General features: G+C 67.8%; 25 protein-coding genes. 15 read left to right on the top strand and 10 right to left on the bottom strand.

Annotated features, from left to right (window positions below; all coding sequences use genetic code 11):
* Nucleotides 1-140 precede the first annotated feature (140 nt).
* Entirely contained in the window at nucleotides 141-266 is a 126-nt protein-coding gene (locus ASF40_RS21605; protein WP_268776129.1) for a hypothetical protein, read from the top strand.
* A 173-nt stretch (nucleotides 267-439) separates the two neighbouring features.
* Here ASF40_RS21605 and ASF40_RS13020 read toward each other — a convergent pair whose 3' ends face one another.
* Together ASF40_RS13020 and ASF40_RS13015 are read right to left on the bottom strand one after the other, a co-directional pair.
* Nucleotides 440-1168: a DUF72 domain-containing protein gene (locus ASF40_RS13020; RefSeq protein ID WP_056369628.1), complete on the bottom strand. Its 729-nt coding sequence runs from the start codon at nucleotides 1166-1168 to the stop codon at nucleotides 440-442.
* 27 nt (nucleotides 1169-1195) lie between these two features.
* A complete protein-coding gene (locus ASF40_RS13015) occupies nucleotides 1196-1651 on the bottom strand; it encodes an SRPBCC family protein (RefSeq protein WP_056369975.1) in 456 nt (151 codons plus the stop codon).
* Between the two features lie 162 nt (nucleotides 1652-1813).
* Between ASF40_RS13015 and ASF40_RS13010 the strand changes: the two genes are divergently transcribed.
* The 5 genes from ASF40_RS13010 to ASF40_RS12985 all read left to right on the top strand — a co-directional run bounded on the left by ASF40_RS13010 (nucleotide 1814) and on the right by ASF40_RS12985 (nucleotide 7542).
* Complete coding sequence (locus tag ASF40_RS13010; RefSeq protein ID WP_082497035.1) at nucleotides 1814-3172, top strand: cytochrome P450; 1359 nt, start codon at nucleotides 1814-1816, stop codon at nucleotides 3170-3172.
* A gap of 469 nt (nucleotides 3173-3641) precedes the next feature.
* Entirely contained in the window at nucleotides 3642-4130 is a 489-nt protein-coding gene (locus tag ASF40_RS13000) for a GNAT family N-acetyltransferase (protein WP_045298365.1), read from the top strand.
* Between the two features lie 303 nt (nucleotides 4131-4433).
* Nucleotides 4434-5444: an acyl-CoA dehydrogenase gene (locus ASF40_RS12995; protein ID WP_056369625.1), complete on the top strand. Its 1011-nt coding sequence runs from the start codon at nucleotides 4434-4436 to the stop codon at nucleotides 5442-5444.
* Complete coding sequence (locus ASF40_RS12990; RefSeq protein WP_056369623.1) at nucleotides 5441-6823, top strand: bifunctional PIG-L family deacetylase/class I SAM-dependent methyltransferase; 1383 nt, start codon at nucleotides 5441-5443, stop codon at nucleotides 6821-6823. The genes ASF40_RS12995 and ASF40_RS12990 overlap by 4 nt, the downstream gene beginning before the upstream one ends.
* The gene (locus ASF40_RS12985; RefSeq protein WP_235560229.1) at nucleotides 6820-7542 is read left to right on the top strand and encodes a glycosyltransferase; all 723 of its coding nucleotides are present in this window, start codon (nucleotides 6820-6822) and stop codon (nucleotides 7540-7542) included. Before ASF40_RS12990 ends, ASF40_RS12985 begins: the two co-directional genes overlap by 4 nt.
* Nucleotides 7543-7731: 189 nt before the next feature.
* Here ASF40_RS12985 and ASF40_RS12980 read toward each other — a convergent pair whose 3' ends face one another.
* The 3 genes from ASF40_RS12980 to ASF40_RS12970 all read right to left on the bottom strand — a co-directional run bounded on the left by ASF40_RS12980 (nucleotide 7732) and on the right by ASF40_RS12970 (nucleotide 11017).
* Nucleotides 7732-9042, bottom strand: coding sequence for a GGDEF domain-containing protein (locus ASF40_RS12980; protein ID WP_056369620.1), 1311 nt, complete (start codon nucleotides 9040-9042; stop codon nucleotides 7732-7734).
* A 405-nt stretch (nucleotides 9043-9447) separates the two neighbouring features.
* Complete coding sequence (locus ASF40_RS12975; protein ID WP_082497034.1) at nucleotides 9448-10302, bottom strand: ADP-dependent NAD(P)H-hydrate dehydratase; 855 nt, start codon at nucleotides 10300-10302, stop codon at nucleotides 9448-9450.
* A complete protein-coding gene (locus ASF40_RS12970; protein WP_056369616.1) occupies nucleotides 10286-11017 on the bottom strand; it encodes a histidine phosphatase family protein in 732 nt (243 codons plus the stop codon). The genes ASF40_RS12975 and ASF40_RS12970 overlap by 17 nt, the downstream gene beginning before the upstream one ends.
* A gap of 285 nt (nucleotides 11018-11302) precedes the next feature.
* Here ASF40_RS12970 and ASF40_RS12965 point away from each other — a divergent pair, with 285 nt between their 5' ends.
* Both ASF40_RS12965 and ASF40_RS12960 read left to right on the top strand, forming a co-directional pair.
* Nucleotides 11303-12298, top strand: coding sequence for an NADP-dependent oxidoreductase (locus ASF40_RS12965; protein ID WP_056369615.1), 996 nt, complete (start codon nucleotides 11303-11305; stop codon nucleotides 12296-12298).
* Nucleotides 12299-12349: 51 nt separating this feature from the next.
* Nucleotides 12350-13066 (top strand): SDR family oxidoreductase, encoded by a 717-nt coding sequence (locus tag ASF40_RS12960; protein ID WP_056369613.1) that lies wholly within the window; start codon nucleotides 12350-12352, stop codon nucleotides 13064-13066.
* 50 nt (nucleotides 13067-13116) lie between these two features.
* On the opposite strand, the gene ASF40_RS12955 is transcribed toward ASF40_RS12960, so the two are convergent.
* The gene (locus ASF40_RS12955) at nucleotides 13117-13713 is read right to left on the bottom strand and encodes a TetR/AcrR family transcriptional regulator (protein ID WP_056369969.1); all 597 of its coding nucleotides are present in this window, start codon (nucleotides 13711-13713) and stop codon (nucleotides 13117-13119) included.
* Between the two features lie 200 nt (nucleotides 13714-13913).
* Nucleotides 13914-14192: a hypothetical protein gene (locus tag ASF40_RS12950; protein WP_056369610.1), complete on the bottom strand. Its 279-nt coding sequence runs from the start codon at nucleotides 14190-14192 to the stop codon at nucleotides 13914-13916.
* Nucleotides 14193-14438: 246 nt separating this feature from the next.
* Between ASF40_RS12950 and ASF40_RS12945 the strand changes: the two genes are divergently transcribed.
* The 5 genes from ASF40_RS12945 (at nucleotide 14439) to ASF40_RS12925 (ending at nucleotide 20445) form a co-directional block, all read left to right on the top strand.
* The gene (locus tag ASF40_RS12945) at nucleotides 14439-15431 is read left to right on the top strand and encodes a glycosyltransferase family 4 protein (RefSeq protein WP_235560228.1); all 993 of its coding nucleotides are present in this window, start codon (nucleotides 14439-14441) and stop codon (nucleotides 15429-15431) included.
* Nucleotides 15432-15604: 173 nt separating this feature from the next.
* Nucleotides 15605-16735, top strand: a complete 1131-nt coding sequence (locus ASF40_RS12940; RefSeq protein ID WP_056369606.1) for a glycosyltransferase — start codon at nucleotides 15605-15607, stop codon at nucleotides 16733-16735.
* Complete coding sequence (locus ASF40_RS12935; RefSeq protein ID WP_235560227.1) at nucleotides 16732-17748, top strand: glycosyltransferase; 1017 nt, start codon at nucleotides 16732-16734, stop codon at nucleotides 17746-17748. The genes ASF40_RS12940 and ASF40_RS12935 overlap by 4 nt, the downstream gene beginning before the upstream one ends.
* A complete protein-coding gene (locus tag ASF40_RS12930; protein WP_056369603.1) occupies nucleotides 17745-19202 on the top strand; it encodes a glycosylase in 1458 nt (485 codons plus the stop codon). The genes ASF40_RS12935 and ASF40_RS12930 overlap by 4 nt, the downstream gene beginning before the upstream one ends.
* A 142-nt stretch (nucleotides 19203-19344) precedes the next feature.
* Nucleotides 19345-20445, top strand: coding sequence for a fatty acid desaturase family protein (locus ASF40_RS12925; RefSeq protein WP_056369601.1), 1101 nt, complete (start codon nucleotides 19345-19347; stop codon nucleotides 20443-20445).
* A 21-nt stretch (nucleotides 20446-20466) separates the two neighbouring features.
* Here ASF40_RS12925 and ASF40_RS12920 read toward each other — a convergent pair whose 3' ends face one another.
* The 3 genes from ASF40_RS12920 to ASF40_RS12910 form a co-directional block, all read right to left on the bottom strand.
* Entirely contained in the window at nucleotides 20467-21180 is a 714-nt protein-coding gene (locus ASF40_RS12920; protein ID WP_056369599.1) for a GAF and ANTAR domain-containing protein, read from the bottom strand.
* A 22-nt stretch (nucleotides 21181-21202) separates the two neighbouring features.
* Nucleotides 21203-21901 (bottom strand): GAF and ANTAR domain-containing protein, encoded by a 699-nt coding sequence (locus tag ASF40_RS12915; RefSeq protein WP_056369597.1) that lies wholly within the window; start codon nucleotides 21899-21901, stop codon nucleotides 21203-21205.
* A gap of 545 nt (nucleotides 21902-22446) precedes the next feature.
* The gene (locus ASF40_RS12910) at nucleotides 22447-23187 is read right to left on the bottom strand and encodes an EAL domain-containing protein (RefSeq protein ID WP_056369595.1); all 741 of its coding nucleotides are present in this window, start codon (nucleotides 23185-23187) and stop codon (nucleotides 22447-22449) included.
* A gap of 267 nt (nucleotides 23188-23454) precedes the next feature.
* Here ASF40_RS12910 and ASF40_RS12905 point away from each other — a divergent pair, with 267 nt between their 5' ends.
* Together ASF40_RS12905 and ASF40_RS12900 are read left to right on the top strand one after the other, a co-directional pair.
* The gene (locus ASF40_RS12905) at nucleotides 23455-23781 is read left to right on the top strand and encodes a hypothetical protein (protein ID WP_056369593.1); all 327 of its coding nucleotides are present in this window, start codon (nucleotides 23455-23457) and stop codon (nucleotides 23779-23781) included.
* Between the two features lie 463 nt (nucleotides 23782-24244).
* A complete protein-coding gene (locus ASF40_RS12900; RefSeq protein ID WP_056369591.1) occupies nucleotides 24245-24820 on the top strand; it encodes a hypothetical protein in 576 nt (191 codons plus the stop codon).
* Nucleotides 24821-24830 lie beyond the last annotated feature (10 nt).

Genomic DNA, 24830 nt, shown 5'->3' with positions numbered 1-24830 from the left:
CATCGTCGCCGGGGCAGCGTGACGGCCGAGCGTGACGCGATGCGCTCGGGGCGGAAGGGCCGGCCGCTGTCAAGCCCCATCGTCGGTCTCACGCGCAGAAGCAGAATCTATTCGCTGGATCAGCGTGGAGGCACAAGAAGATGAGAACGATCAGACCCATCGTCCGATACGGCTTCGACAAGGACGAACTGCGTGATCAAGCCGACGACTTCGAGGACGCACTGCGCGCCGAGATGATCGATGCCGGGGTGATCGAAGATTGGTGATTCTCGAACCCAGCATTCGCCTCGCCGGGCGGCACTTCCGACTCCAGTCGGTGGTCAACTTCGCATCGATCATTCGCGATACGAGCATTGCCCGATCCTAAGCTCCGGCACCACCTGGCTGGTCTCCATCCCTCGCCTTCCCTCATAGGCCCGCGAGCGTCTAACCCGGACCTCTAGACGCCGAGCAAGCGTTTGAGGGTGAGGGCGTTGCGGACGGCGTTACCCTCTCCGTCGTTGTTGAAGTAAGCGAACACGTCCCGACCCGAACGATCCCATTCGCGGATGCGCTCCGCCCACCACTGCAGATCCTGGTCGGAGTAATAGCCACGGTAGAGATGGTCATGGCGCGGGCCGTGCAGCCGGATGTAGACGAAGTCGGCCGTCGCCCGCAGGATGCACGACAGGCCCGCACCGCTCATCACGCAGTACGCGGCGCCGTGATCCTCGAGCAGCCGGAGCACTTCCTCCACCTCCCAGGTCGGATGACGCAGCTCCACCGCGATCCGCATCCAGTCGGGCACTCGTTCGAGGAAGTGGCGCAACCGTGCGTCGTCGCGCGGCAGCGTCGGCGGCAGCTGGACCAGCACCACAGCCCGCTTGTCGCCGAGCTCATGCCAGCCCTCCGACATCCGCTGCACCCACACCTCGGGGGAATAGAGCTTCTTCGCGTGGGTGAGGCCGCGGGGCGCCTTGACCGACATCGCGAAGCCGTCAGGAAGCCGTTGCCGCCAGCTGCGGAAGCCGCCGACTGGCGGCCAGCGGTAGAAACTCGCGTTGAGCTCCACGGTGTCGAACGCGGACGCGTACGTGGAGAGCCGCGCTCCGGAAGCAAGACCGACCGGATAGAGCACGCCCTCCCAGTGGTCGTAACTCCAGCCGGACGTCCCGATCCGGATGGTCATCGCACGCCCGCTGAAGGGCGTCGTCGCCTAAGCGTCGACGTCGCCGCGCCACGCACCGCTCGCGCTGCCCTGCGCCTCGATGAATTCCTTGAAGTTCTTCAGATCCTTCTTCACCGCATGGCCCCCCGCGCCCACCAGGGCGCCCAGTTTCTCGACCAGGCCCTCGGGCGCCCAGTCCAGCTGCACGGTGACACGACTGGTCGTGTCCGTGAGCTTGTGGAATGTGACCACTCCGGCGTGTTCGGTGTCTCCGCCCTTGCTGGTCCATGCGACCCGCTCATCCGGGTGCTGCTCCGTGATCTCTGCATCGAACTCGCGCGTGAAGCCGCCCACCTTCACTGTCCAGTGGGTCAGAGTGTCATTGGTCTGTGTGATCGATTCGACCTCGTCGAGGAACTTCGGGAAGGTCTCGAACTGGGTCCACTGGTTATAGGCGGTGCGGACGGGAACGTCCACGTCGATCGTCTCGATGATCTGCACGATGGGGTACTCCTCGCTGGATGTCGGATCCTGTTCTCCTATTAGGCAGGACCGTGCTCGGCCGTGCTCAGGGGTTGACAAGGACGTCGTGGAGCGACAGCTATCACACTCGCGTCTCTACCGCTTCCCCCTGCACATTTTGGGTGGCGGTTGCGAGGGTGAAGCATGGCGATCTCCGAGCCCGAACCGCAGTCCGACAGCCCGCGCACCGAAGGCCGGCCACGTGCCGAAACGCAAGGGAGGCTGGTGGATGACGCGGCCGGTGTCCTTCTTCGCGGCTACGGCTTTGGCGCTCACGTCTGGCGTCGCGTCGCGCGTGGAGCGCGCGCCGCACCCATGCGACTGCTGGGTGGGGACGCGATGCTCGTCCGTGGGGTGGAGGGGGTGAACCTTTTCTACGACCAGGACCGGATCGCACGCCACGGCGCCATGCCGGCCATCGTGCAGGAGACGCTGTTCGGCAACGGTTCCGTGCACAGTCTCGATGGCGAGGCGCACTTCCACCGCAAGAGCACGTTCGTCGAGGCCGCATACGAGGACGAGCAGGTGGAACGCCTCGTGCCGTTGCTCGAGCACGAGTGGGAGGGCGAGCTCGGCGACTGGCTCGAAGGGGGACGACGCAGCGCATACGACGCTGCGGTGGGTGCCTTCGGACGAGCCATCATGCGGTGGGCGGCACTGCCGGGAACGCGGGATGCGCAGACCCGGTGGGCGCGACGGCTCGCCCAGATCGTCGACGGATTCGGAGCGCCGTACTCGCCGGCGTTTCCGAGGGCGATGGTGAACCGCTGGTGGTCGGATCGACACGCTCAGCAGTTGGTCGAGGCCACGCGAGCGGGGGATCTTACGCCTGGGGCAGAGACGGCTCTGTTCCTGTGGGCTTGGCATCGCGACGAGAACGGCGACCTCTTGCCGCCGCGCGTCGCGGGGGTGGAACTGCAGAACACCATGCGACCGATGATCGCCGTTGCGAGGTTCGTGGCGTTCGCGGCGAAGGAGCTGCACGATCGCCCTGCGTGGAGAGAGCGCATCGCGGCCGAGGTGTCCGAGCGAGCTCGATTGCAAGGGGGACCGGCCGCCACGATGTTCGCGCAAGAAGTGCGCCGCACCGCACCGTTCGTGCCGATGCTGCCCGGCTGGACTCTGAAGGACGTCGAGCTGGACGGTGTCACGCTGTCCAAGGGCGACCGAGTGGTCCTGGACATCCTCGGCACGAACCTGGATGACCGGTCTTGGGAGAGCGCGGAGCGGTTCGATCCGGAGCGATTCCGCGGCGTCGACGATTACGAAGCGCTCACCGCGTTCATTCCGCACGGCGGAGCCGAGGTCCGCACCGGCCATCGGTGCCCAGGCGAGAAGCTCGCGATCGTCGGACTCTCCACCGCCATCGCAACGCTCAGCGACCCTCGTATCTCGATCTCGGGAGTCGGACTGGGTGTGAACCGTCGACGCCTGCCCACCAAGCCGCGGTCCGGAGGGCTCGTCCGTGCAGCGCCGTCAGCGTCGCGGTGTCCCTTTCACTAGCCTGGAACGTCATGCCGCCGGCGTCGCCCGCCTCGTCGGGTGTCAGCGCTCACCGCGGGTGGAGTGCGGCGCGGGTGCCGAGGAAGTCCAGTTTCACGGAGGAGACCGGATCGAGGCCGATGACAGCGACCCACCCGTCCGCGAGGTAGGCGGCATCCGTTCCGGGCTCTGGCGTGTTCGACGTCCTGAAGGTGAGCCACGAGGAGTTGCTCCATCTTCCTCGCGCCCGGCACACTCGTCGCCGTCCTCCAGATGTCCGGTGACAACCGGCGCATGGGGTCGAGCCCGTTTGTCAAGCACCGCCCACAACCTTCCCCAGCGTGCTTCGATGATGCTTCCGCGTCGGGCCGTCGGAGATGCCGTGCAGCCCGTGGCCGGAGTATGGAAGGCGGTCATCATGACTGACGCTCCTGACGCGTTGCGGAGCAATGCGGGATCCGGGAAACCGGTCCGAGACGTGGACGAGGTGATGGTCCGTCCCATTCACCCCGACGACGCGGGCGAAGTGCTCACCGTGCAGCGAGCAGCGTTCGTCCAGGAGGCGCTGATCTACCGCGACCCTGACATGCCCGCACTCACCCAGACACTCGAGGAACTCGAAGCGGAGCTCGCTGACAACCTCGGATTCGTGGCGGGAAGGCGACAGCGGATCGTCGGCGCCATTCGGGCTGTCGCGGACGGCGACCTCCTGCTGATCGGGCGGATTGCGATCGCTCCCGACCAGCAGGGCGAAGGAATCGGCGGGATGCTGCTCGACGCGGTCGAAGAGCGCGGCTGGTCGGTCGGATGCCGCGAGGCAGAGCTCTTCACCGGTTCGCACAGCGACGCCAACGTGCGGCTCTACACCAGGCGGGGGTATCGCGAAACGGAGCGGGTCGACCAGGGCGACGGTACGGCTCAGATCTTCCTCCGCAAGCAGCTGCGCAACGACCCCTCCCCCGGCTCGTCGGGGGCTTAGGCCCCCTTTCCCGGCCGATCCGCAGGTGAGGCAGGGCGGTTCCCCGGTCCCCCGCGGTCGATGAACCTGGCATGCAGCGCCCCTCGGTGTCAAGGCCGGCGACGCCGCCGTGATGGCCACCTACGCTCGCCCGAGAGCAGAGCGTCATCGATGATCAGGAGGAACCCGCGTGGCACGAGTGACAAGACGGGCCTCAGCCCCTCGCCCGCTGGAGGTCGGATCATGATCACGAGTGCCCGACGGACGCAGCAGCCTTCACTGCTTTCTCCTGGAATCCCGGGCGAGCCTGCCTCCACTGGCGCTATGGCCGATGCCGAGTCGGGGGTGTCGCTCGGCCACGACATTCCCGCCACCATCGGATGGTCCGTCGCCATTGGGAACTCGCTCCCCACCGTCGGCACCGGCGACACGGTGGAGCTGTGGGATAGTCTCGCCGCGACCGCGTACCGCGATGTCGCCGCTGCGCGTGTGCTCGAGCCGCATCTGGATGCACTCGGCATCCTCGAGCAGGCGGGCACGAACCTCGCATCCGGCGCCGATCCGTGGAATCTGTCAGCGATCGGGGTCGACGAGGACTCGTCGTGGGGCGTCTTCGCGGCGGAAGGGCCGGGTCTGCGGGTGGACGCGCACCAGAGCGCTTCAGGCTGGACCCTCTCCGGCAGGAAACCGTGGTGCTCTCTCGCTGCCCATCTTTCCCACGCCCTGGTGACGGCCTTCGTCGGCGACCAGCGCCGGCTCTTCGCGGTCGCTTTGGATGAACCAGGGGTGCGCCCGCATGACGGACCGTGGGTGGCGCGGGGCCTCGCCGATATCGTCAGTGCCCCCGTCGATTTCGACAGCGCGCCGGCTGTCCCGGTCGGTGAGGTCGGGTGGTATCTCTCACGTCCGGGGTTCGCCTGGGGCGCCATGTCGGTCGCTGCCTGCTGGTGGGGTGGCGCGCTCGGGGTTCGAGACGCGCTCCTCGCCTCGGCATCTTCGGAGCGCGCCGATCAGCTCGCGTTCGTGCACTTCGGTCGGGCGGATGCTGCGCTCTGGGCGGCGCGCGCAGCGTTGCGCGAGGCCGCGCAGCTCGTGGACACGCAGGCGAAAGTCGACTCGAGGCTGCTCGCCGAACGTGTGCGTGCCGTCACGGTCGGCGCCGCGACCACGACTCTGGCCGAAGCGGACGCCGCCCTCGGTCCCGCGCAGCTGGCCACGGACTTGTCGTACGCACGCCGAGTCGCCGATCTTCACCTCTATCTGCGACAGCACCACGGTCTCCGCGACGCTGCCCGGCTCGGCCGGCTTGCGGTCGAAAGCGAGACATCGAGATGAGTGCCGCATTCAGTCACCTCGATGCGGGCACGCCGGAATCGGCGTGGCGCGACGAGTTCGCCGGGCGTTCGCTTCGGCCGCTGGACGCCCAGTTCGAGGTGCTCGTCGTCGTCGCGGCGCACCCTGACGATGAGACCCTCGGCGCCGGCGGGCTGCTTCACCGGGCTGCTCGCATCGGGGCGCGTGTGGTGGTCGTGATCGCCACCGACGGTGAAGCCTCCCACCCTGCCTCTCCGACGCACGACCGGGAGACGCTCGCCCGGCTGCGCCGCAACGAAGTCGCCCGGGCCATCGCGATCCTCGCACCGGACGCCGAGGTGCACTTCCTCGGTCTTCCCGACGGACTCCTCGCCGAACGCAAGGGCCACCTGCGGGAGCGACTCTGCGCGATCTTCGACGTCCACCGCACCGCCAACCCGAGACGTGTGCTCGTCGCCGCACCGTGGTCCCAGGACCGGCACCGCGACCACCGCATCATCGCGGAAGTCACGAACACCATCGCACGCCACCGGCGATTCATCTTCCTCGAGTACCCGGTGTGGGCCTGGCACTGGGGAACCCCTGACGACCTTCCCTGGGACCGCGTCGTCGCCCTCCCTCTCACAGACGACGAACTGCACGCGAAACGGGACGCCCTCGCCCGCCACGTCAGCCAGATCTCGCCGCTGTCGGATCAGCCGGGAGACGAAGCGCTGCTGCACCTCGGCATGCAAGACCACTTCCACCGCGACATCGAGGTCTTCCTCACCGCAGAACCGGACGACGCGCAGGCACAGAGCATGGAAGCCGACTGGTTCGATGAGTTCTACCGTCGCAACAGCGACGACCCGTGGGGATTCGAGTCGCGGTGGTACGAGCAGCGCAAACGCGCACTCCTGCTCGCGACGCTGCCCGCACGCGAGCTCGGCGACGTGTTCGAGATCGGCTGCGCGACGGGACTGCTCACGGCCCAGCTGGCCCCCCGCGCGCGCGAAGTGATCGCGATGGATGCCGCGACCGCCGCTGTCGAAACAGCCCGGGCCCGCCTCGCCCCCGAGGCTCGGGTATCGGTCCGGCAGGGCCGCGTCCCCGAAGACTGGCCGACCGGCCGATTCGACACCATCATCTTCTCCGAAATCGGCTACTACCTCTCACCGACCGACCTGCAGCACACGCTTCTCCGGATCGAAGCCTCGCTCGGAGACGACGGCCACGTCGTTGCCTGCCATTGGCGTCACTCCGTCGCGGAGTACCCGCAGACCGGCGATCAGGTGCATGAGGCTCTCCGATCCGTCCCAGGGTGGGAGACCGTCAGTCTGCACGTCGAGAAGGACTTCTTGCTCGAGGTGTTCGCGCGTCGCCCCGCGAGATCCGTCGCCGAAAGGGAAGGGCTCGCATGAGACGCGAGCAGACGGACGTCATGGTCGTCGTCGTTCCCGTCCGCGACGAAGAACTGCTACTCCACGCGTCGTTGTCCGCGTTGAGGGCGGCCGTCGAGACGGCGTCGCGTGCGGGCATCCGCTCCGAGGTGCGCATCGTGCTCGACGCGTGCACGGATGCGTCCGCTGAGGTCGCATCCCGGTTCGGCTTCACGAGTCTCACCTCGACCGCGGGGCGTGTCGGAGCGGCGCGTGCGGTGGGCGTCTCCCACGCCATCGACGCACTCGCAGAGGTACCCGTCGGGCGCCTCTGGATCGCGAACACCGACGCCGACTCCCGCGTCCCTCCGGGATGGCTCACCAACTTCCGCGCAATCTCCCGCATCGCGGACGTGTGTGCCGGTACGGTGCGGCCGGACTTCGATGACTTGTCGATCGCTCAGCGGTCGCTCTGGCTGCGCACGCATATCCGCGGCCGACCGAACGGCAACATCCACGGCGCCAACCTCGGTGTGAGAGCCACCACGTACCTTGCCGCAGGCGGATTTGCGCCCATCGGCGAACACGAGGACGTCGACCTGATCGCACGATGCCGGAGCAACGGCGCTGTCGTCGCTGCCAGCGACGACGCCGAGGTCATCACGTCAGGCCGCCTCATCGGACGCACCGCCGGGGGCTACGCGGGGTTCTTGCGACGCCAGGCCTCCGACCTTGCCGCCGGGGCGACGGACCAGTTGTGAAACTGACGAGGCACGCAAGCGACTCCTCAACGGGCAAGGTTCCGAATTCGATCGGGCTGGCCCGGCCGATGGTCGGTCACAGGTAGCCCGTCCTTGGTCTAGTGAGTGCATCTCGAGTCAGGCGACGGGCCCCGGAGGCGGGCGGGTCTTTCCTCCATGACTCGCCAGTTGTGATGTCCAGGGACGTTGCTACGTGGAGCAGTCGCGGTCGCCGTGCGGAGTCGACGTGGTGAGCTCGACTCGGTTTCCACCCGCGCTCTTGGCTCGGTACATGGCCAGATCGGCGTCGCGCATGAGCTGGTCGGCGGAGACGGTGCCTCTGGGCGGCGCGATCGCGACTCCGATGCTGGCTCGGAGTGGCGGCAGGACGGGCGGCCAGTCGATGTCGTCGCTGAGAGCGCGCAGAACTCGTTCGGCGATGTCCTCGGCATCTCGTGGCCCGGTGACCGGACAGATGATCACGAACTCGTCGCCCCCGTAGCGGGCGACCAGGTCGTCCACGCGAGCGCCGGCGATCAGCCGGTTCGCCGCGTCTCGAAGCATGCGGTCCCCGGCCTGATGCCCGAGCTGATCGTTCACCTCCTTGAAGCGATCAAGGTCGATGAACAGCGCCGCGCAACGCGACGATTCCACGAGCCTGGAGGCCTCGGCTTCCAGCAATCGCCGGTTCGGCAAGCGGGTCACATCGTCGTGCATGGCCGCATGGGCAAGTCGCTGCTGCAGGCGCAGCGTGGCGAGCGCCTGGGCGGCTTGTCCCGCGAGCGCTTCTGCCAACGGAGCGGCTTCGTCGTCGAACGAGCGCTCGTGGTGAAACCAGTCCACGAAGGCACCGAAGTCCATCTCCTCGTGATGAAGGGGCGCGGCAATGAACCCACGAACACCAGCGCCCTGCATGGCGGCACCCAACCCAGCCATCTCCTGGTCGGCCTGCTCCACACCGACCGCCTTGACGACTCGCCGTGGTGCGGTCACCAGCTGTACCAGCGATTCGGGGGCCACGCGACCCGCGAGCGGATACTGCCCGGCTGCCACCACGCTGCCACCGTCGGGCCTGGCGAGCAGCACGGTTGACTGGGCGGCACCGTAGGCACGCGCGGATGCGTCGGAGAGCACCTCAGCAAGGCGGATCTCGCTCACCGCCGTCGCGAAAGCTACCGATGAATCCATCAGCAGCTCGAGCCGCACTCGGGTGCGATCAGCGAGCGCGTAGCGGCGACGCAGATCTGCCAACGCACGGTAGCGCTCCGAGGCCTCTGAGATCACCAGCAGTTCGCCGCGGCCATCGCGATGTCGACTCACCATCGCCGCCCGATCTGGGGCGCCTGCCTGCAGCATCACCCAGGGGCCCGCTCCGACCGCGGAGGGCATGAGATCTTGCGAGGCTGGCAAGAGGAGGTCGGCTATCGGCCGACCCACAATCGCGTCGAGCGCCTGCCCCACCCACTCGATGAACCACGTGTTCGCGTGCGCGATCAGTCCACGCTCATCGGTGCGCACCACACCCACAGGAAGCGCGTCCGCTCCAGCCACCACTCTCCCCGTTCAGGCGATCGGACGGCAACTCAATCAGCCCGACTATCGCAGTCCATGAAGTCTGTGGGGAGTCTAACACACCTGTATGCGCGCCCTATGTGATCTCTATCCAGCGGCTCTGTCCACCCATTACCCGCGCATCCTGTTCTGGAAGCTCCGAATTTGATCCCAGCAGCTGGGGCCAGGCGCTGGTGGTGTCGGGCTCATGCGCGCTTCTGGTCTCCCACGATGGCCCTCCTACGTCACCGACGTCGAGGACCCCGTGGGAAGTGACACCACGCTATGAGACGCGCCCATCCTGAACTCAACCGGAGGGTGGTGGGTGCACACCCCGGGCGCGGCGCCGGCCTTGAAGTCCGCTGTGGCTGACGTTCAGACCGCTCGTGAGCCGACCACTTCCCTGATCGCTGCGGTGAGTTCCGTTCCGATATCACGGGCCAGGAATCCGAGCCCGACCCGCTCGGTGAGCCGGTCACCCGCACGTGCATGCGCCCAACTCCCCCACACGGCGGCTCGCGCCGGTTGGACGCCGCGGGCCGCGATGCCGGCGATGGCGCCCGCGAGCACGTCGCCGCTGCCGGAAGTGCCCAGGCCCGACCCTCCTGCCGTCATCCTCCAGAATTCCCCGGTAGGTGTGGCGATGTCGCCGTAGCAGCTCAAGGCTGCGTCGTAGCGTCGGCTGATCTCGAGCAGGCCGGCAATGGGCTCGTCGCCGAGATCACGGCCGAGCAGGATGGCTGCCTCCTCCGTGTTCGGCGTCAGCACGAGATTCTTGGGCAGTTCTTCGCGTGGCACCTGGTTGAGCACGCCGAGGGCGAAGGCATCGAGCACGAGGCACCGGATGCGGCATGCTGCGACAGCTCGGAGCGTGTCACGTGCCTGCTCGGGATCGTCGAATCCGGGACCGAACAGCACGGCATCAGCTGTCTCCAGAGGCTCGCGCAGCCCGTCGGGAAGGCCAGCTCGGGAGGAGGGCGGCAGCGCCAGCACAGCTGCCTCAGGCACAGCGACGCCGAGGGCGCTCTGCACTGGTTCGGGAACGATGAGGGCGAGTCGGCCGGCGCCGACGCGCAGCGACGCCTCGCCTGCCAGGGCGACCGCACCCGGCGTGCGCATCGAACCGCCGACGACAACGACCTGCCCCCGGGTCTTCTTCGAATCGCCCGGGTCGGGCAGCCCCCACTCGCGGAGGAGCTCGACCGTGACATCGCTACGTGGGCTGGACATCCGGGCTCCCCGGGTGCACGGTGACCGGCGCACCATCGATGTGCAGATGAGTCACATCAGCGAACGCGTCGAGCTGCCATGAGTCCCCCGAACGAGTCAGGTGGGTGACCGAGGCGTTGAGTACGGTTCGGGATGCCGCGAACTGGAGAAGTCCAGCCTCGTCCAGGGGCAGCAGCAGGTAGAGCAGAACCATGACGACGGCGTCGTGCGCGACGATCAGGACCGACCCGGCACGAGGATCCGCGTCGAGGTCGCGGAGGAACGACCGCAGCCGCAGGGCGACGTCTGCCCATGACTCACCCCCGGGAGGACGGTGATAGAACTTGCCGAGATGACGGCGTCGCTGTGCTTCCGCCGGCTGCAGCCGGGCCACCCCCGCACGCGTGAGCAGATCCAGCACGCCGAGTTCGCGATCGCGTAGCCGCTCGTCGATGAGGATTCGCGGTGCCGCCTGTTCCACGGAGTCCAATGCGACGGTGAGCGTCTGTCTGGCCCGCAGGTAGGGCGACGCATAGAACCTGTCGATGGATCCGCGGCGACCGTCCATCCATGTCCGTAGAGCCAGCGCCTGCTCCTCGCCCGTCGGAGACAGCGGAACATCGGCGTCGCGGGTGTCGATCGGAATCACATCGAGGCCTTCGACCTCCGCTCGTGTAGCCGCGATGTTCGCCACGCTCTCGCCATGCCGCACGAGCCACAGTTCTTTGGGCGCCATCCGGTTCACGGTAAGGGCTCGAGCAAGGCGTAGAAAGCGGCTTGACTTTCGCGATCGCGCCGCGGCCGACCGCGAGGCATACGCGCGCCCTGCACTCGCCTCGCCGGCCGCACGTAGCACGAATTGACATCTTTACTGAGTTCACTCATACTTGAGTGCACTCCGGAACGGGTGGACACCCGGATTTGGGATCGGCGACGGGGTGCAGGGGTGATCTTCCCCGGCGACGGCGACCGCATGGCCCGCCCGCGAACCCCGAGACACGCCGCTCACAGGAGATCCAACATGCGCGCATTCGCCATCGACCGCTACAAACACCCGCTTCGAGAGGTCGATGCGCCCGAACCCGTCGTGGGCGACACGGACGTCCTCGTCCGTGTCGCCGCGGCGGGACTCAACCAGCTGGACGAGAAGGTGCGGATCGGCGAGTTCAAGGCCTTCCTGCCCTACAAGATGCCCCTCGTCCTCGGTCACGATGTCGCCGGCGTCGTGCTGCAGGTCGGCGAGAAGGTCACCCGCTTCGCGCCGGGCGACGCTGTGTACTCCCGTGCACGCGACGGGAGGATCGGCACGTTCGCGGAGCGCGTCGCGATCGACGAAACCGACGTCGCACGTGCGCCGCGGACCATCACCGAGATCGAGGCGGCCTCCCTGCCTCTTGTGGCATTGACGGCGTGGCAGGCGCTCGTCGAACTCGGCAGCGTCTCGACCGGCCAGAAGGTACTCATCCACGCCGGCGCCGGTGGCGTGGGCACGATCGCCATCCAGCTCGCCAAGCACCTGGGCGCGCACGTCGCGACCACGGTGTCGGGAAAGAACGCCGAGTTCGTGCGCGAACTCGGCGCCGACGTGGTGATCGATTACCGAACCCAAGACTTCGCAGGCGAGCTGTCGGGCTACGACGTCGTGCTCGACAGCCTGGGCGGCGACAACCTGTCCAAGTCGTTGCGGGTGCTGCGGCCAGGAGGCAAAGCAATCGGCATCGCGGGCCCACCGACTCCCGCTTTCGCGAAGACACTGGGACTGAACCCGCTGCTGAGACTGGTGATGGGGGCACTCAGCCGCAAGGTGCGCACACAGGCGGCCTCCCTCGGAGTGACTTACGAGTTCCTCTTCATGAGATCCAGCGGCGCACAGCTGCGCGAGATCGCAGCGCTGGTCGACGAGGGCGTGCTGCGTCCTGTCGTGGGGGCCACCTTCCCCTTCGACCAGACCGCCGCCGCCCTGGCGAGCCTCGAGCGCGGTGGGATCCGCGGCAAGGCCGTCATCGTCGGCGCGTGACTGCGCCAGACACACACCACCTCCCCTCACTCGATCGAAAGGATGAAGCACATGCCTTCATTGCAGGATGCCGTCGTTGTCGTCACCGGAGCCAATGGCGGGATCGGCCGAGAGCTGGTCTCGCAGACGCTGGCGCGCGGTGCGACCAAGGTCTACGCGAGCGCCCGCGTACCGCAGCGCTGGGATGACCCGCGGGTGGTGCCGCTGGTGCTGGATGTCACCGATCCCGCCTCGGTGTCCGCGGCCGTCGACGCCGCCGCCGACGCGACCGTCGTGTTCAACAATGCCGGAGCGAATCCGCCCACCGCGAGCCTCATCGATATCGACGACGCCGCCCTCACGGCCAACGTCGACGTCAACTTCCTCGGACCCGTGCGCGTCGCCCGAGCATTCGCCCCCGTGATCGCAGGCCGGCCCGGCGCTGCGCTCATCGACGTGCACTCGGTCGCGTCGTGGTACGCGTTCGGAGGGATCTACTCGGCGGCCAAGGCCGCGCTGTGGTCCGCGACCAACTCGTTCCGCCTCGAGCTCGCACCCCGCGGCATCCATGTCATGGGCGTGCACATGGGGTACGTCGACACCGCGATGGCGGCGCATGCGTCCGGCCCCAAGCTGACCACGGAGGACCTCGTCGCCCAAGTGCTCGACGGACTTGAAGCGGGCGAGTACGAAGTGCTCGCCGACGACCTCACCAGGGGCGTGCGAGCGAAGCTGTCCGAGCCGCTCGCGGCACTGTACTCCGAGCTCACGCCGGCGCCCGCCGCCTGACCTCGCTCCGAACGCGACAGGGGCATCCGGGCTCACGCTCGGGTGCCCCGTCAGCGCATGATTGCCGCGATTTGCGTCCGCACGGCGGTCATGACCTCGGCGACCGACCACGCACGATCCGCCGCGGCCATCGTGACCAGCAGCGCCGAGGAGATCACCCGCGCCAGGACGAGCGCGTCGGTCTGCGTCGCGCCGGCACGCGCGACCAGAATCCCGGCGATGTCCTGCTCGTTCTGCTCCACGATCTCGAGCGCCTCGGCGTGGTGCGGCTCCGAGGCATCCCCGAACAGGATCTCCCGCAGGTAGATGCGTCCATTGTCGACGTGCACCCGATTGCAGGCCACGATCGGCTCCATCTGCGCGATGATGCCATCGACGACACCATCGGTGGATGCCGCGGCCTGGCGTCCGCGCTCCAGCGCGGTGGCGTAGTGGGCGTTCTGCACCATGAGCAGCAGCTCACTCTTGCTCTTGGCGTACAAGAACAGCGTGCCGGCGCCGATGTCGGCCGCCTCGGCGATCTGCTGCGTCGTGACCTCGTCGATGCCGTGACTCGCGAACAGAGTGCTGGCGGCGCGGACGATGCGGTCGAGCTTGTCTTGCTTGTTGCGCTCACGCCGGCCGAGTGCCGGAGACACCGTCGACATCACGACCCCCTTCACTTCGCGGGCCCCGGACGAATGCGGTGCGCGCCGATCGATTCTCCCACGAGGCGGGCGGAGCACAGCGAGTGAGCGCGGCCGCGTTCGACACGTCCACCCTGGCGGGGATCCCGGACCTCCTCCCGGGGCAGTGTGCGCTCGCCGTCAGGATCGCGACGTCGGTGCGAGCAATCTCGGCATGCCGTTCAGTGTGTGAACGGTTGCCGAAGGTCCTGCATCGGCTGCCCTACCTCGATCAGATATGTCAGGGGCAGCGGACCGAACACGTCCGCGACCTCGCCGCCGAGCTGTCGCGGAAAGGCGACCACGAGTTCGATGCCTGGGCGGCGCATGTTGCCGATCAGATAGTCCACGCCGCGGATGCGTTTGAGACGACCGCTCACACGAGGTCGCGAACTGCCGTGGTTCGGAGGACGCGCGAACGAAACGCGGTGGTTGATGTCGAAGGCGTCGAGATCTCCCACGGCGCACGATCGGGCGCGTGATGACTGTTCCATGCCTCATCGTCCCACGCGGCGGTCGCGAGTGGGGCCCTGGCGCGAGCAGACCGGAGTACTCGCGGAGCCGGCAGTGAGCGCGCGAGCCGACCCGCGCTGTGAACCGTCCAGGATGGGGGCGTAACGTCCGACCATGAGCGCACAGCCACCGACGAACGGCAGTGACGTGCCTGCGACCGCGACGAACCGACGAGTGCTCGAGTGAAGGTCGCGATGCTCGGTCCCATCGCCTGGCGGACGCCGCCGATCAGTTATGGACCGTGGGAGCGCGTGACGAGCCTGCTCACCGAAGGGCTGGTGCGCCGCGGGGTGGACGTGACCCTGTTCGCGACCGCCGACTCGATCACGGGCGGCGACCTCGATGCCGTCGCGCCGCACGGCTACGCGGAGGATCCGACGATGGACGGCCGGGTGTGGGAGGCGCTCCACGTCGCACACGCACTGGAACGGTCGAGCGAATACGATCTCGCGCACAACCAGCTCGACTGGCTGCCGCTCGCCTTCACCGCCCAATGGGGCGCGCCGATGATCACGACGATCCACGGCTTCTCCGGTCCCGCGATCCTGCCCGCCTACCTCGCCTCGGCTTCGACGTACGTCTCGATCTCCGACGCAGATCGCTCCCCCGGCCTGGAGTACCTCGCCACGATCTACCACGGGATCGATCCCGAGGAACTCCCGTACGTAGCCGAGCCGGACGACTACCTGGTGTCGTTCGGACGCATCCACCCCGACAAGGGCACCGCGACGGCCATCGAGATCGCCCGGCGCGCCGGTCGCCGGCTGGTGATCTGCGGCCTCGTCCAGGACGCCGACTACTTCCACGACGAAGTGGAGCCCCACATCGATGGGGAACGCGTCGTCTTCCTCGGCGCCGTGGGCGCAGAGGAACGCGCTCGTGTCCTCGCCCACGCCGTCGCGCTGCTGCACCCGATCAACTTCGACGAGCCATTCGGGCTCTCGGTGGTCGAATCGATGATGTGCGGCACTCCGGCTCTCGCGTTCCGCCGCGGCTCGATGTCGGAGGTGATCGACGAGGGTGTGACCGGCAGCACCGTGGCCTCGATCGACGAGGCGGTCGCGGCGCTCCCCGCCGTCGTGGCGCTGAACCGGCGTCGCGTCCACGATCGCGCCGTCGCGCGATTCGGCGTGGAGCGGATGGTCGACCAGTACCTGAGCGTCTACGAGACCGTGCTGGCTCGCTGATCCTGTGACGACGTCCAGGCCGGACGTGTAGCGTGCAACCACAGCGTCCGGCTCGTACCCGGACGTGGACCGGACCACGGCGATGAAGGCGCGGTTCCACGAGGGATGCCGCCGGCAGACGTCTCGCCATCGTCCGGAGCGAATCCGCACGGGCATCATCAGAGAGCGTCACCGTGACCCACTACGGATTCCTCAGCACCTTTCCGCCGACTCGCTGCGGGCTGGCCACATTCACCAAGTCGCTCTCCGATGCTCTCGTCGGTCACGACGACGAAGGCACCGTCGTACGGGCGCTCGATCAGCCCGAGGATCGCGGTCGGCCTGATCCCCGTGCGCGGTCGCGCGTGCGCACCGATCTGATCGCCGGTGACAGCCTCAGCACGTTGCGCGCGACCATGGCGCTCGATGCGTGCGATGTCGCGATCGTGCAGCACGAATACGGCATCTACGGCGGACGCGACGGAGACCAGGTTCTCGACGTGCTCGCCGCGCTGAGCATCCCCGCGATCGTCGTGCTCCACACCGTTCTCGTGGCGCCTACTCCGCATCAGCGGGAAGTCCTCATCGAAGTGTGTCGACTCGCGTCCGTGGTCGTCGTGATGACGACCCATGCCCGCGACAACCTCGCCGCGATCTACGCAGTCGATCTCGCTCGCGTTCACGTCGTGCCGCACGGCGTGCAGCACGTGGCTCTCCGCGACACGAAGCCGCACAATGGCCGCCGCGTCGTCACGTGGGGCCTCCTCTCGCCCGGCAAGGGCATCGAATGGGGCATCCGCGCCATGGCGCAGCTCGCGGACATCACTCCGAACGTCGAATACATCGTCGCCGGGCAGACGCACCCCAAGGTGCTCGCGCATGCCGGGGAGAGCTACCGCACCATGCTCGCCGGTCTCGCCGGCGACCTCGGCATCGAGTCGTCCGTTCGCATGGACGGACGCTATCTCGAACCGCCGCAGCTCGCCGCGCTCATCGCGTCGGCGGACGTCGTCCTCCTGCCGTACGACTCCGTCGACCAGGCGACCTCCGGCGTCCTCGCCGAAGCGGTGGCAGCCGGCGTCCCCGTCGTCGCCACGGCGTTCCCCCACGCGGTGGAGCTGCTGTCGAGCGGGGCCGGGATCGTCGTCCCGCACCAGAACCCGGACGCCACGGCGCAGGCGCTGCGCGAGATCATCACCGGCACGTCCGTCGCCGATCGCATGCGCGAAGCCGCGCTCCGCGAGACGAACGAGACGACGTGGTCCGCGGTCGCCGACCGCTACCGCGCAGTCACGGCGAGGCTCGCCGCCGACAGGGCGGCATGATGGACCCCTCTCCGCCGTACGAACACCTGCACGCGCTGACGGATCACAACGGCATCTTCGAACACGCTCTGCTCGCCATGCCGCGCCGCGAACACGGATACTGCACCGACGACGTGGCGCGGGCGCTGATCGTGGTCGCGCGCGAGCGGCAGCAGACCGTCGAGCTCCGGAAGCTGGGCGCGATCTATCTGCGCTTCCTGGAGTCGGCGGTGCGCGCAGACGGGCTCGCGCACAATCGGATGAGCGCCGACGGCGACTGGTCCGACAACCCGGCGATGGGCGACTGGTGGGGCCGGCTTCTGTGGGCACTCGGCACGATCGCCGCGCAGCGGGGCGACCCGTGGACCCGCGCTCGCGCGCTGCGCACCTTCCGCATCGCCGCGCGCGAGCGGTCGACGAGTCTGCGGACTCTGGCCTTTGCGGCGCTCGGCGCCGCTGAGATCGTGCGCGTCCATGCGGACGACCACATCGCCCGGACGCTGCTCCGGGAGTACATCGCGGCGATGCCCGCGCTGCCGGATGCGACCTGGCTGTGGCCGGAGCGCCGCCTCTGCTACGGGAACGCCTCCATCGCAGAAGCGCTGATCGCCGCAGGGAATGCTGTGGAGGATGCGGATGCCTCGGCAAAGGGTCTGCGGATGCTCGAGTTCCTCCTCTCCGTGGAGACATCGGACGAGCGATTCTCCGTGACGGGGACGGCAGGGCGCGGACCTGGCGAGAAGGGGCCGTCGTTCGACCAGCAGCCACTGGAGCTCGCCGCACTCGCGGACGCGTGCGCCACGGCGTACGCCGTCACCGGCGACCCGGTGTGGCTCCCCCCGATCTCGCTCGCCTGGCAGTGGTTCACCGGTCTCAACGACAGCGGGACCGTGATGTTCGACGACCAGACCGGCGCCGGCTTCGACGGACTCGAACGCGACGGCAGAAACGAGAACCGTGGCGCCGAATCGACCCTGGCCGCCCTGAGCACGTACCAGCAAGCACTCCGACACCGTGTGCTGACCGCGACATGACGGCACGCATCCACACGGCGGAACTGAGCGCGCAGCCAGACCGCGTGATCGCCCAGTTGTTCCTGCCGGGCGAAGAATGGTCCGCCGAGCATTCGCGCGCGGGCGAGATCATCGCGCGCGTCATGGCGATCCCCGCCGATCGGGCCGACGAGCTCGCGGCCGAGCTGACCCGCGACTTCGGCTCGCGGCATCCCGATGTCCGCTCTCTGTTTCTGGAGAACGCCGACGTCGTGAGCTCTCGTCTGGCCGATCCGGTCGACATCAGCGCCGCGCGTCGTCTGGTGCTCGGCGCAAGTTTCACGGCGGAGTACGCCGTCGAAGGGGCGGCGCTGTGCAACCCCAGCGCGATCGAGCATCCCGACCAGACAGGGTTGGCACCCGGGCAGCATCGCGTCGCCGTCGCTCTCCGCTCCATCGGGGAAGGTCACCGCTCCTGCATCGAGTTCGCCGAGGCCATCATCGGTCCCGGCCGACGGTGGACCTTCGTGGAACGCACTCATCCGCTGTGGCGAGCGCGGATCGACGAAGGGGACTGGAGCATCGTCCACTTCCGCGCAGCGCTCGAAGAGGAGGGGATCGTCAATGAGATCTCGCACAACGTGCTGCAGGGACTTCCCGACCGGTTCACCGCATCGGACGTCGAGACCTCCATCAGCAGCCTGCCCCGCGCGCTCTCGCGACGCGCAGACAGCGCTCGGCACATCGAGGCGCTGCGCGAGCTGACGAACTCCGTCTACCGCGCCGTGTTCTCCCCCGAGACCTCCCTCAGCCAGCGTGTGCTCACCCCGGTGGCGGCGGAGGAACGACACGGAATGGAGGACGCGCGATTCGTACGGTTCACCGACCTCGCCGGTACCACCCACTACCGCGGGACCTACACGGCGTACGACGGTCGCAACATCGCACCACGTCTGATCATCACGTCGGATCTGCGCGAGTTCGACATCCATCGACTGACCGGCGATGCCGCTCAGGACAAGGGGATGGCACTGTTCCCTCGGCCCGTGGACGGCAGGTATCTCGCACTGAGCCGCACCGGAGGCGAGAACATCTCGCTGGCGGAATCCCACGACGGCGTGATCTGGAACCAGGCCGGGATCGTCCACGCACCGGCGGAGGCCTGGGAGATCGTCCAGACCGGCAACTGCGGCCCGCCGCTCGAGACACCACACGGCTGGATCGTGCTCGTTCACGGCGTCGGCCCGATGCGCAGATACTCTCTGGGAGCGTTGCTCCTCGACCTCGACGACCCGACGATCGTTCTCGGGCGAACGGCGACCCCGATCCTGCAGCCGGTCGACGACCGCCGCGACGGTTACGTGCCGAACGTCGTGTACTCGTGCGGCGGGCTCATCGTGGACGACGTGATCTGGATCCCGATCGGCATCGGGGACTCGCGCATCGGCGTGTGCTCGATGGAGGTCGACGAGCTGCTCGCGCACCTGGTTCCGTGACCTGACTGCGGGTTGAGGAGACAGCCTCCGTGTTTCCTGCATGCAGACACGCACACCCGATAACAGGCGTAGCCTGGGACCAGATGGCCCGGACCCTGTCATTGGCGCACGCTCCGTGCGCTTCCTCTGACAGGAGCACAAGATGGCCGTCACCGCTGCCGGGTCGATCGCCTCGAGCGTGCGATCCACGACGCCGAAGGCGCCGAATCTCTACACCGAGCTTTCACAGCGGGTGACCGGGAGCGGCCTCATGCGGCGCCGCTACGGGTACTACTGGACCAAGCTCATCGCGGCGCCGGTCGTGATCGCGAGCGTGCTCACCGTCTTCGTCCTCCTCGGCGACTCGTGGTGGCAGCTGGTCACCGGCGCGGTCCTCGCCGTCGTGCTCACCCAGGTCGCGATGCTCGGCCATGACGCCGCGCATCGCCAGATCTTCCGCTCCGGTCGGTGGAACGACTGGACCAGCATGCTCCTCGGAAACCTTCTCGTGGGCATGAGCTACGGATGGTGGCAGCACAAGCACACGCGGCATCATGCCAACCCCAACAAGATCGGCAGCGACCCCGACATCGAGCTCCCGGTCATCGCGTTCACCCCGGAACAGGCGGACCGCCGACGCGCGAGCCGAAGCGGGCCGCTGCGCTGGCTGATCGCACATCAGGGGGTGCTGTTCTTCCCGATCCTGCTGCTCGAAGGGCTCTCTCTGCACGCATCGAGCGTGCGGCGCGTCTTCTCACGTGAGCAGCTGCGACGCCGTCCGATCGAGATCGCCTTCGTCGCGGTGCGGATCATCGGGTTCGTCGCGCTCGTCTTCGTCGTGCTGTCTCCGGGGATCGCATTCGCCTTCCTCGGCGTCCAGCTGGGGCTGTTCGGCGTCTACATGGGGATGGCATTCGCCCCGAATCACAAGGGGATGCCGCTCGTGCCGGCTGATGTGAAGGTCGACTTCCTCCACCGCCAGGTGCTGATGAGCCGCAACATCCGTGGCAGCCGGCTGCTCGACACCGTCATGGGAGGGCTCAACTACCAGATCGAGCATCACCTGTTCCCGTCGATGCCCCGACCGCACCTCCGCCAGGCGTCGGGGATGATTCGCGCATTCTGCGTGGAACACGGCGTGCCGTACACCGAGACCGGCCTCTGGCAGTCTTACGGAATCGTCGTCCGCTACATCAACAAGGTCGGACTCGGCGAGCGCGATCCCTTCGAGTGTCCGTTGCTCCAGCAACGGCAGGCCGTCTAGCTCCCCGCACCGGGCACCGAGTCAGAGCGACAGACGCCCGGCGATGACATCGCGCGCGACGACGCCGATACGCGTCTGCGTGGAGCGAGCGTGGCTCCGAATCCGCGCGAACGCCTCATCCATGTCGATGCCCAGCATCTGGGCGAGGTATCCCTTGGCCTGCTCGATCACCACCCGGCTGTCCAGCGCGCGCTGAAGCTGAGCCTGTGCGAGCTCGGACTCCTCGACCAACCGCTGCTGCAGAATGCTGATGGTGGCGATATCCGCCAGTGCCTGCGCGGCCGCGGCATCAGCCGCGTTCAGCGCCCCGGCCTCATCCCGGAAGAGGTTCAGCGATCCCAGTGTCGAGTCGCGCAGCCGCAATGGAATCGCATGGATCGACGAAAAACCGGAGGCGCGCGCATCGGCGGCGAACGCAGGCCAGCGATGGGCGATCTGGTCGATGTCGTCGACAGACACGACCTCACCCGCCGTCGCAGCCTCTACGCAGGGGCCGGCACCGACGCGCAACTGCATCAGCTCGACGAGTTCGCTTCGCTCGCTCGTGGAGGCGATCACCTCGAGCCGCTTCGACGGACTCAGGAGCAGGATGCCGGCAGCCGACGCGTCGAAGAGCGAGATGCAGTCGTCGACGAGTCGCTGGAGCACATCGACGACGTCGAAGTCGTCGACCAGGGAGTCCGCCAGCGTGACGAAGGTTCCCAGCAGCTGATGCTCGCGGGTGAGCGCCGTCATGCCGTCATCCTAAGCCTTGGGGTCACAGGCCCAGGTCGAGCCGCCGTGCGATGACATCCGCCGCGACATCGCGCACCGAACGCCCAGCGGCGTACGCGTGGCCGCGCAGGATCAGGAGGGCATCGTCCACGCCGATCCTGTTCCTCGCTGCGACCATTCCGGTGGCCTGATGCACCTCACGGCGGGAGTACGGCTCGTCCTCGCCGTCGTCGTTCGGCCTGTCGAGCCGGTTCAGCGCCCTTCGGAGCAGGGTGCCGGACACGATGGCGGCCAGGCGGCTCATCCGCTCGATGTCCGCGTCGGACAATTCGCGGGCGGTCAGCGAATAGAGGGCGATGGATCCGATTCCGAGCGTGCTGACGAACAGGGGGAAGGCGAAGAGCGCTCCCACATCGAGCTCTCGCAGAGCGGCCCACGTGCCGGGCCAGAGCGCCCCGCCGTCGACCTGGAGGTCGGATGCCGTGACGGGAAGCCTTGTGCGCAGGGCTTCCCAGGACGGCCCCTCGCCGAGGTCGATCTGGATCTCGTCGATCCGTGCGCCGAGCTTCGTGCTGGCGCACACCGTTTCGGAGCCCATCGGCGAGCCGAGCGTGGACACCACGGCACCGGCCATCGAGACAGCGGCTCGCAGGGGCGAGCACAGATCGTCGTCGCCGGCGGTGAGTGCGGCCGCGGCGATCGCGAACGCATCGCCCGGCTGATCGTCGGGAGTCGTGGGCATCACGTGCGCCGCCGTTCATCTCAGAATGACCAGGCGCGGGGTCTCGGTGCCCTTCTTACGAGCGTACACGCGCCTTCGGCGCGACGGCGGTGCTGCGACGCCGAGCATCCGGCAACTCGGGTTCATTGAGACCGCGCTCGGGGGATCGTCGGTCGGTTCGAGAAGATTGCGCCGCCGATCCGGAGTGCGGCTTGGTGCTCGTGCACCTGGGAAGGCACACATGTGACAGGCGTAAGGTCCGATGATGGACAGACATCACCCACCCAACGATCCGACGCCCGACCAGCAGCGCGCTGCGCGGGACAAGAAGTGGGCGAGAGTCACCAGCATGCACTGGCACCCCTACGTGCCCTCCGCCGGCACCCACAGCCGCGCCGTCGAGCAGGCGCGAAACGCGAAACCGAACGTCATTCCGTCGCAACCCCCCGGAGGCCACGGCGACCAACTCCCGGCCTGATCAGCCCCGGGCCCGCGGTCACCGGCCCCCTCGCCGACGCCCCGGTGGGTCCAAGGCTTGCGTCACGCCCGACACGCTCCGAATCTGACTACCCCGCCAAGAGCGCCGCCATCTCGGCCCGCGGCATGGGGCGTGCGAACAGGTAGCCCTGGCCGCGATCGCATCCCATCGTCTTGACCTTCTCGAGTTGCTGCGGAGTCTCGATGCCCTCCGCGACGACGCGGATGCCGGCCTCGTGGGCGACCGCGATCGCGGCACCCATCGTGCGTTCGGCCGACGGGGAATCGTCGATCACGAGAGCGCGGTCGATCTTCAGCTCGGTGGCGTGAAGCCGCTTCAGCTGCGTGAGGGATGCTTGTCCGGCGCCGTAGTCGTCGATCGCGATGCCCAGTCCCAACGCTCGCAGCCCATCGAGCCGCGCGACGACCGCCGACACGTTGCCGATCTGGCGCCCCTCGGTGATCTCGAGCGTGAGTCGCCGCGCGGGACGGCTGATCCTCTCGACGAGCTGCCCGAGCCACGTGGCGAAGACTGAATCCTGCAGCTGTGCGGGTGACACATTGACCGAGACGTCGATGCCCCATTTGGCCATCACAGCGATCGCCTGCGTAGCCATGAAGCGGCCGATCTCGGCGATCATCCCGTCTTCTTCGGCGACCGGGATGAACTCGTTGGGTCCCACGAGCCCCCACTCCGCATGATTCCACCGGCAGAGCGCCTCGACGGCGACCACCCGATTGCTCACCAGGTCGATCTGAGGCTGGAACCACGCGGTGATCTCCGAGCGCTCGAGCGCATGCGTCAGCGCTCTCGATATCTCACTTCTCACAGCCACGGCTTCTCGCTTCGATGCTGGTCGGTCCCCCCGACCCCTGCTCCCCGTCGGCAATTCTCGCACCGGGCGCCGTTCGAAACGGCGTCTTGACGCCTGCCGACGTGTCGGGTATCCGATCTGCGGCTCCCACGCTCGCGGGCAGCGCCGTGGGCGACCTCCGGCGCGGGCCGCGAAAGCACGGTCGCGATATGGTGCGCTGTCGCCTGTTCACGGCGACGACCGACGCACCGCGGTCGCGATTCGACGTGTTGTGATGGACGAGTGACGACGCCCGAGAACGCACTTTCGCTCACCATCGACGGAACCCCCGACTTCGGCAGTGAGGTGCTGAAGTCGCTGTACCGCATCACGGGACGCTCCACCGGAGAGCTGCGACGTGCGATCCGCGCCGGCGAGCCCGTCTATACGGCAGGGTTGTTCGGCAACGACCACATCCAGGTCGTTCCTCGGCTCGAGAAGACCGCCGACTACCTCGACAGCCTGGGGATCACGTTCACGGTCCACGAGTGGGCCGACGGCGCGCGCGAGCAGATCTCGATCGACGTCATGCGGCAGATCATCCAGTCCGCCGACGGCGAGTTCCGCTGACGCTCGCCATATCGCGCAGAGTCCTGCGTGTGGCTCGGGGAGCCTCCGAGGTGACGCGCTAGGGTGGCTGCAGGCCGAGTTCCGCACCTTTCGGCCGTGTCGCACAGGTATCCCCAGTGCCGAGCCCTCCCCCAAAGGGCGCGCGACGCGCGCGGGACAGGCTGAGGTCCCTCGGACGCTACAGGCTCTAGCTGCAACGTCCGAGGGACCGTCCTTGCGCGGGGGGAGCGCAGGGGAAATCAGCGGCCCAGCCCCAGAGATCCCCAGTCCGGACGCCCGCGCTGTGATCGGTTCCCAGGATCACGGCGAGCCGCCCGTCGCCTCACCATATCGCGTACGCGCTGCGGGGAACAGGATCGGGCGACCCCATTTCGCATCGTGCGTTGACGCCCGCGGTCCGCCGCCGTTCCCGCCGGATGCACTACAGTGCACGTCACACGGACCCACGCCGGAGAGGACCGGGATGACAGCGACACCCGCGCCCGACGCCGCACGGAACAGGCCGTCCCGCTATCGCGGCATCGGCATCGTCCTCATCGGGATGAGTGGCGCGATCTGGTGGCCGGCGTTCACGCTCGGGGCGTGGCACACCCCGTTCTTCGACCAGCTTCTGACGGTGTGGGTGGTCGCGACGGCCGGCTTCGTCGTGGTGCTGATCCAGCCAGCGCGGCCACGGGTGAAGGTCGGCCGCGCCATCGCACTCGTCATCCCTTCGCTGTGGCTCGTGTTGTCGTTCACGAGCGCCCCCGCTGCGGACGATCTCTGGGGCAACCTGTTCGATGTGCTCGCGGTCGTCGTCGGACTCGTCGGGATCCCGTTCACGCTGTGGGTGGTCGTGCGCACCGTGTGGCCTGACGTGATCGCCGACTACTCGCCGCGAGTCCGGCTCAGCATCTTCGCCATCGTCGCCGCCATCGCCGTCGCATCGTTCGTCCTGGGTCTCAACCAGAGCCGGTTCCTCACGTGCGAGGACTTCACCCTCAGCGGCAACTCCGAGCCGCCCGGCTGCGTCCACGCCGACGACTCCCCCACCGCCTGACGTTCACGTC

Origin of the sequence: Microbacterium sp. Leaf288 (assembly GCF_001422925.1) — a bacterium.
Classification (GTDB): domain Bacteria; phylum Actinomycetota; class Actinomycetes; order Actinomycetales; family Microbacteriaceae; genus Microbacterium.
Note: the sequence above shows the minus strand (reverse complement) of the source record. Positions and strands in the feature narration are given on the sequence as shown.

Coding starts and splice junctions, on each gene's coding strand:
- ASF40_RS12960 (WP_056369613.1), top strand. CDS start 12,350: ATGCCTTCATTGCAGGATGCCGTCGTTGTCGTCACCGGAGCCAATGGC.
- ASF40_RS12990 (WP_056369623.1), top strand. CDS start 5,441: ATGAGTGCCGCATTCAGTCACCTCGATGCGGGCACGCCGGAATCGGCG.
- ASF40_RS12925 (WP_056369601.1), top strand. CDS start 19,345: ATGGCCGTCACCGCTGCCGGGTCGATCGCCTCGAGCGTGCGATCCACG.
- ASF40_RS12985 (WP_235560229.1), top strand. CDS start 6,820: ATGAGACGCGAGCAGACGGACGTCATGGTCGTCGTCGTTCCCGTCCGC.
- ASF40_RS12970 (WP_056369616.1), bottom strand. CDS start 11,017: ATGGCGCCCAAAGAACTGTGGCTCGTGCGGCATGGCGAGAGCGTGGCG.
- ASF40_RS13010 (WP_082497035.1), top strand. CDS start 1,814: ATGGCGATCTCCGAGCCCGAACCGCAGTCCGACAGCCCGCGCACCGAA.
- ASF40_RS12930 (WP_056369603.1), top strand. CDS start 17,745: ATGACGGCACGCATCCACACGGCGGAACTGAGCGCGCAGCCAGACCGC.
- ASF40_RS13020 (WP_056369628.1), bottom strand. CDS start 1,168: ATGACCATCCGGATCGGGACGTCCGGCTGGAGTTACGACCACTGGGAG.
- ASF40_RS12975 (WP_082497034.1), bottom strand. CDS start 10,302: ATGTCCAGCCCACGTAGCGATGTCACGGTCGAGCTCCTCCGCGAGTGG.
- ASF40_RS13000 (WP_045298365.1), top strand. CDS start 3,642: ATGGTCCGTCCCATTCACCCCGACGACGCGGGCGAAGTGCTCACCGTG.
- ASF40_RS12900 (WP_056369591.1), top strand. CDS start 24,245: ATGACAGCGACACCCGCGCCCGACGCCGCACGGAACAGGCCGTCCCGC.
- ASF40_RS21605 (WP_268776129.1), top strand. CDS start 141: ATGAGAACGATCAGACCCATCGTCCGATACGGCTTCGACAAGGACGAA.
- ASF40_RS12955 (WP_056369969.1), bottom strand. CDS start 13,713: ATGTCGACGGTGTCTCCGGCACTCGGCCGGCGTGAGCGCAACAAGCAA.
- ASF40_RS12965 (WP_056369615.1), top strand. CDS start 11,303: ATGCGCGCATTCGCCATCGACCGCTACAAACACCCGCTTCGAGAGGTC.
- ASF40_RS12935 (WP_235560227.1), top strand. CDS start 16,732: ATGATGGACCCCTCTCCGCCGTACGAACACCTGCACGCGCTGACGGAT.
- ASF40_RS12945 (WP_235560228.1), top strand. CDS start 14,439: ATGCTCGGTCCCATCGCCTGGCGGACGCCGCCGATCAGTTATGGACCG.
- ASF40_RS12920 (WP_056369599.1), bottom strand. CDS start 21,180: ATGACGGCGCTCACCCGCGAGCATCAGCTGCTGGGAACCTTCGTCACG.
- ASF40_RS12995 (WP_056369625.1), top strand. CDS start 4,434: ATGGCCGATGCCGAGTCGGGGGTGTCGCTCGGCCACGACATTCCCGCC.
- ASF40_RS12915 (WP_056369597.1), bottom strand. CDS start 21,901: ATGCCCACGACTCCCGACGATCAGCCGGGCGATGCGTTCGCGATCGCC.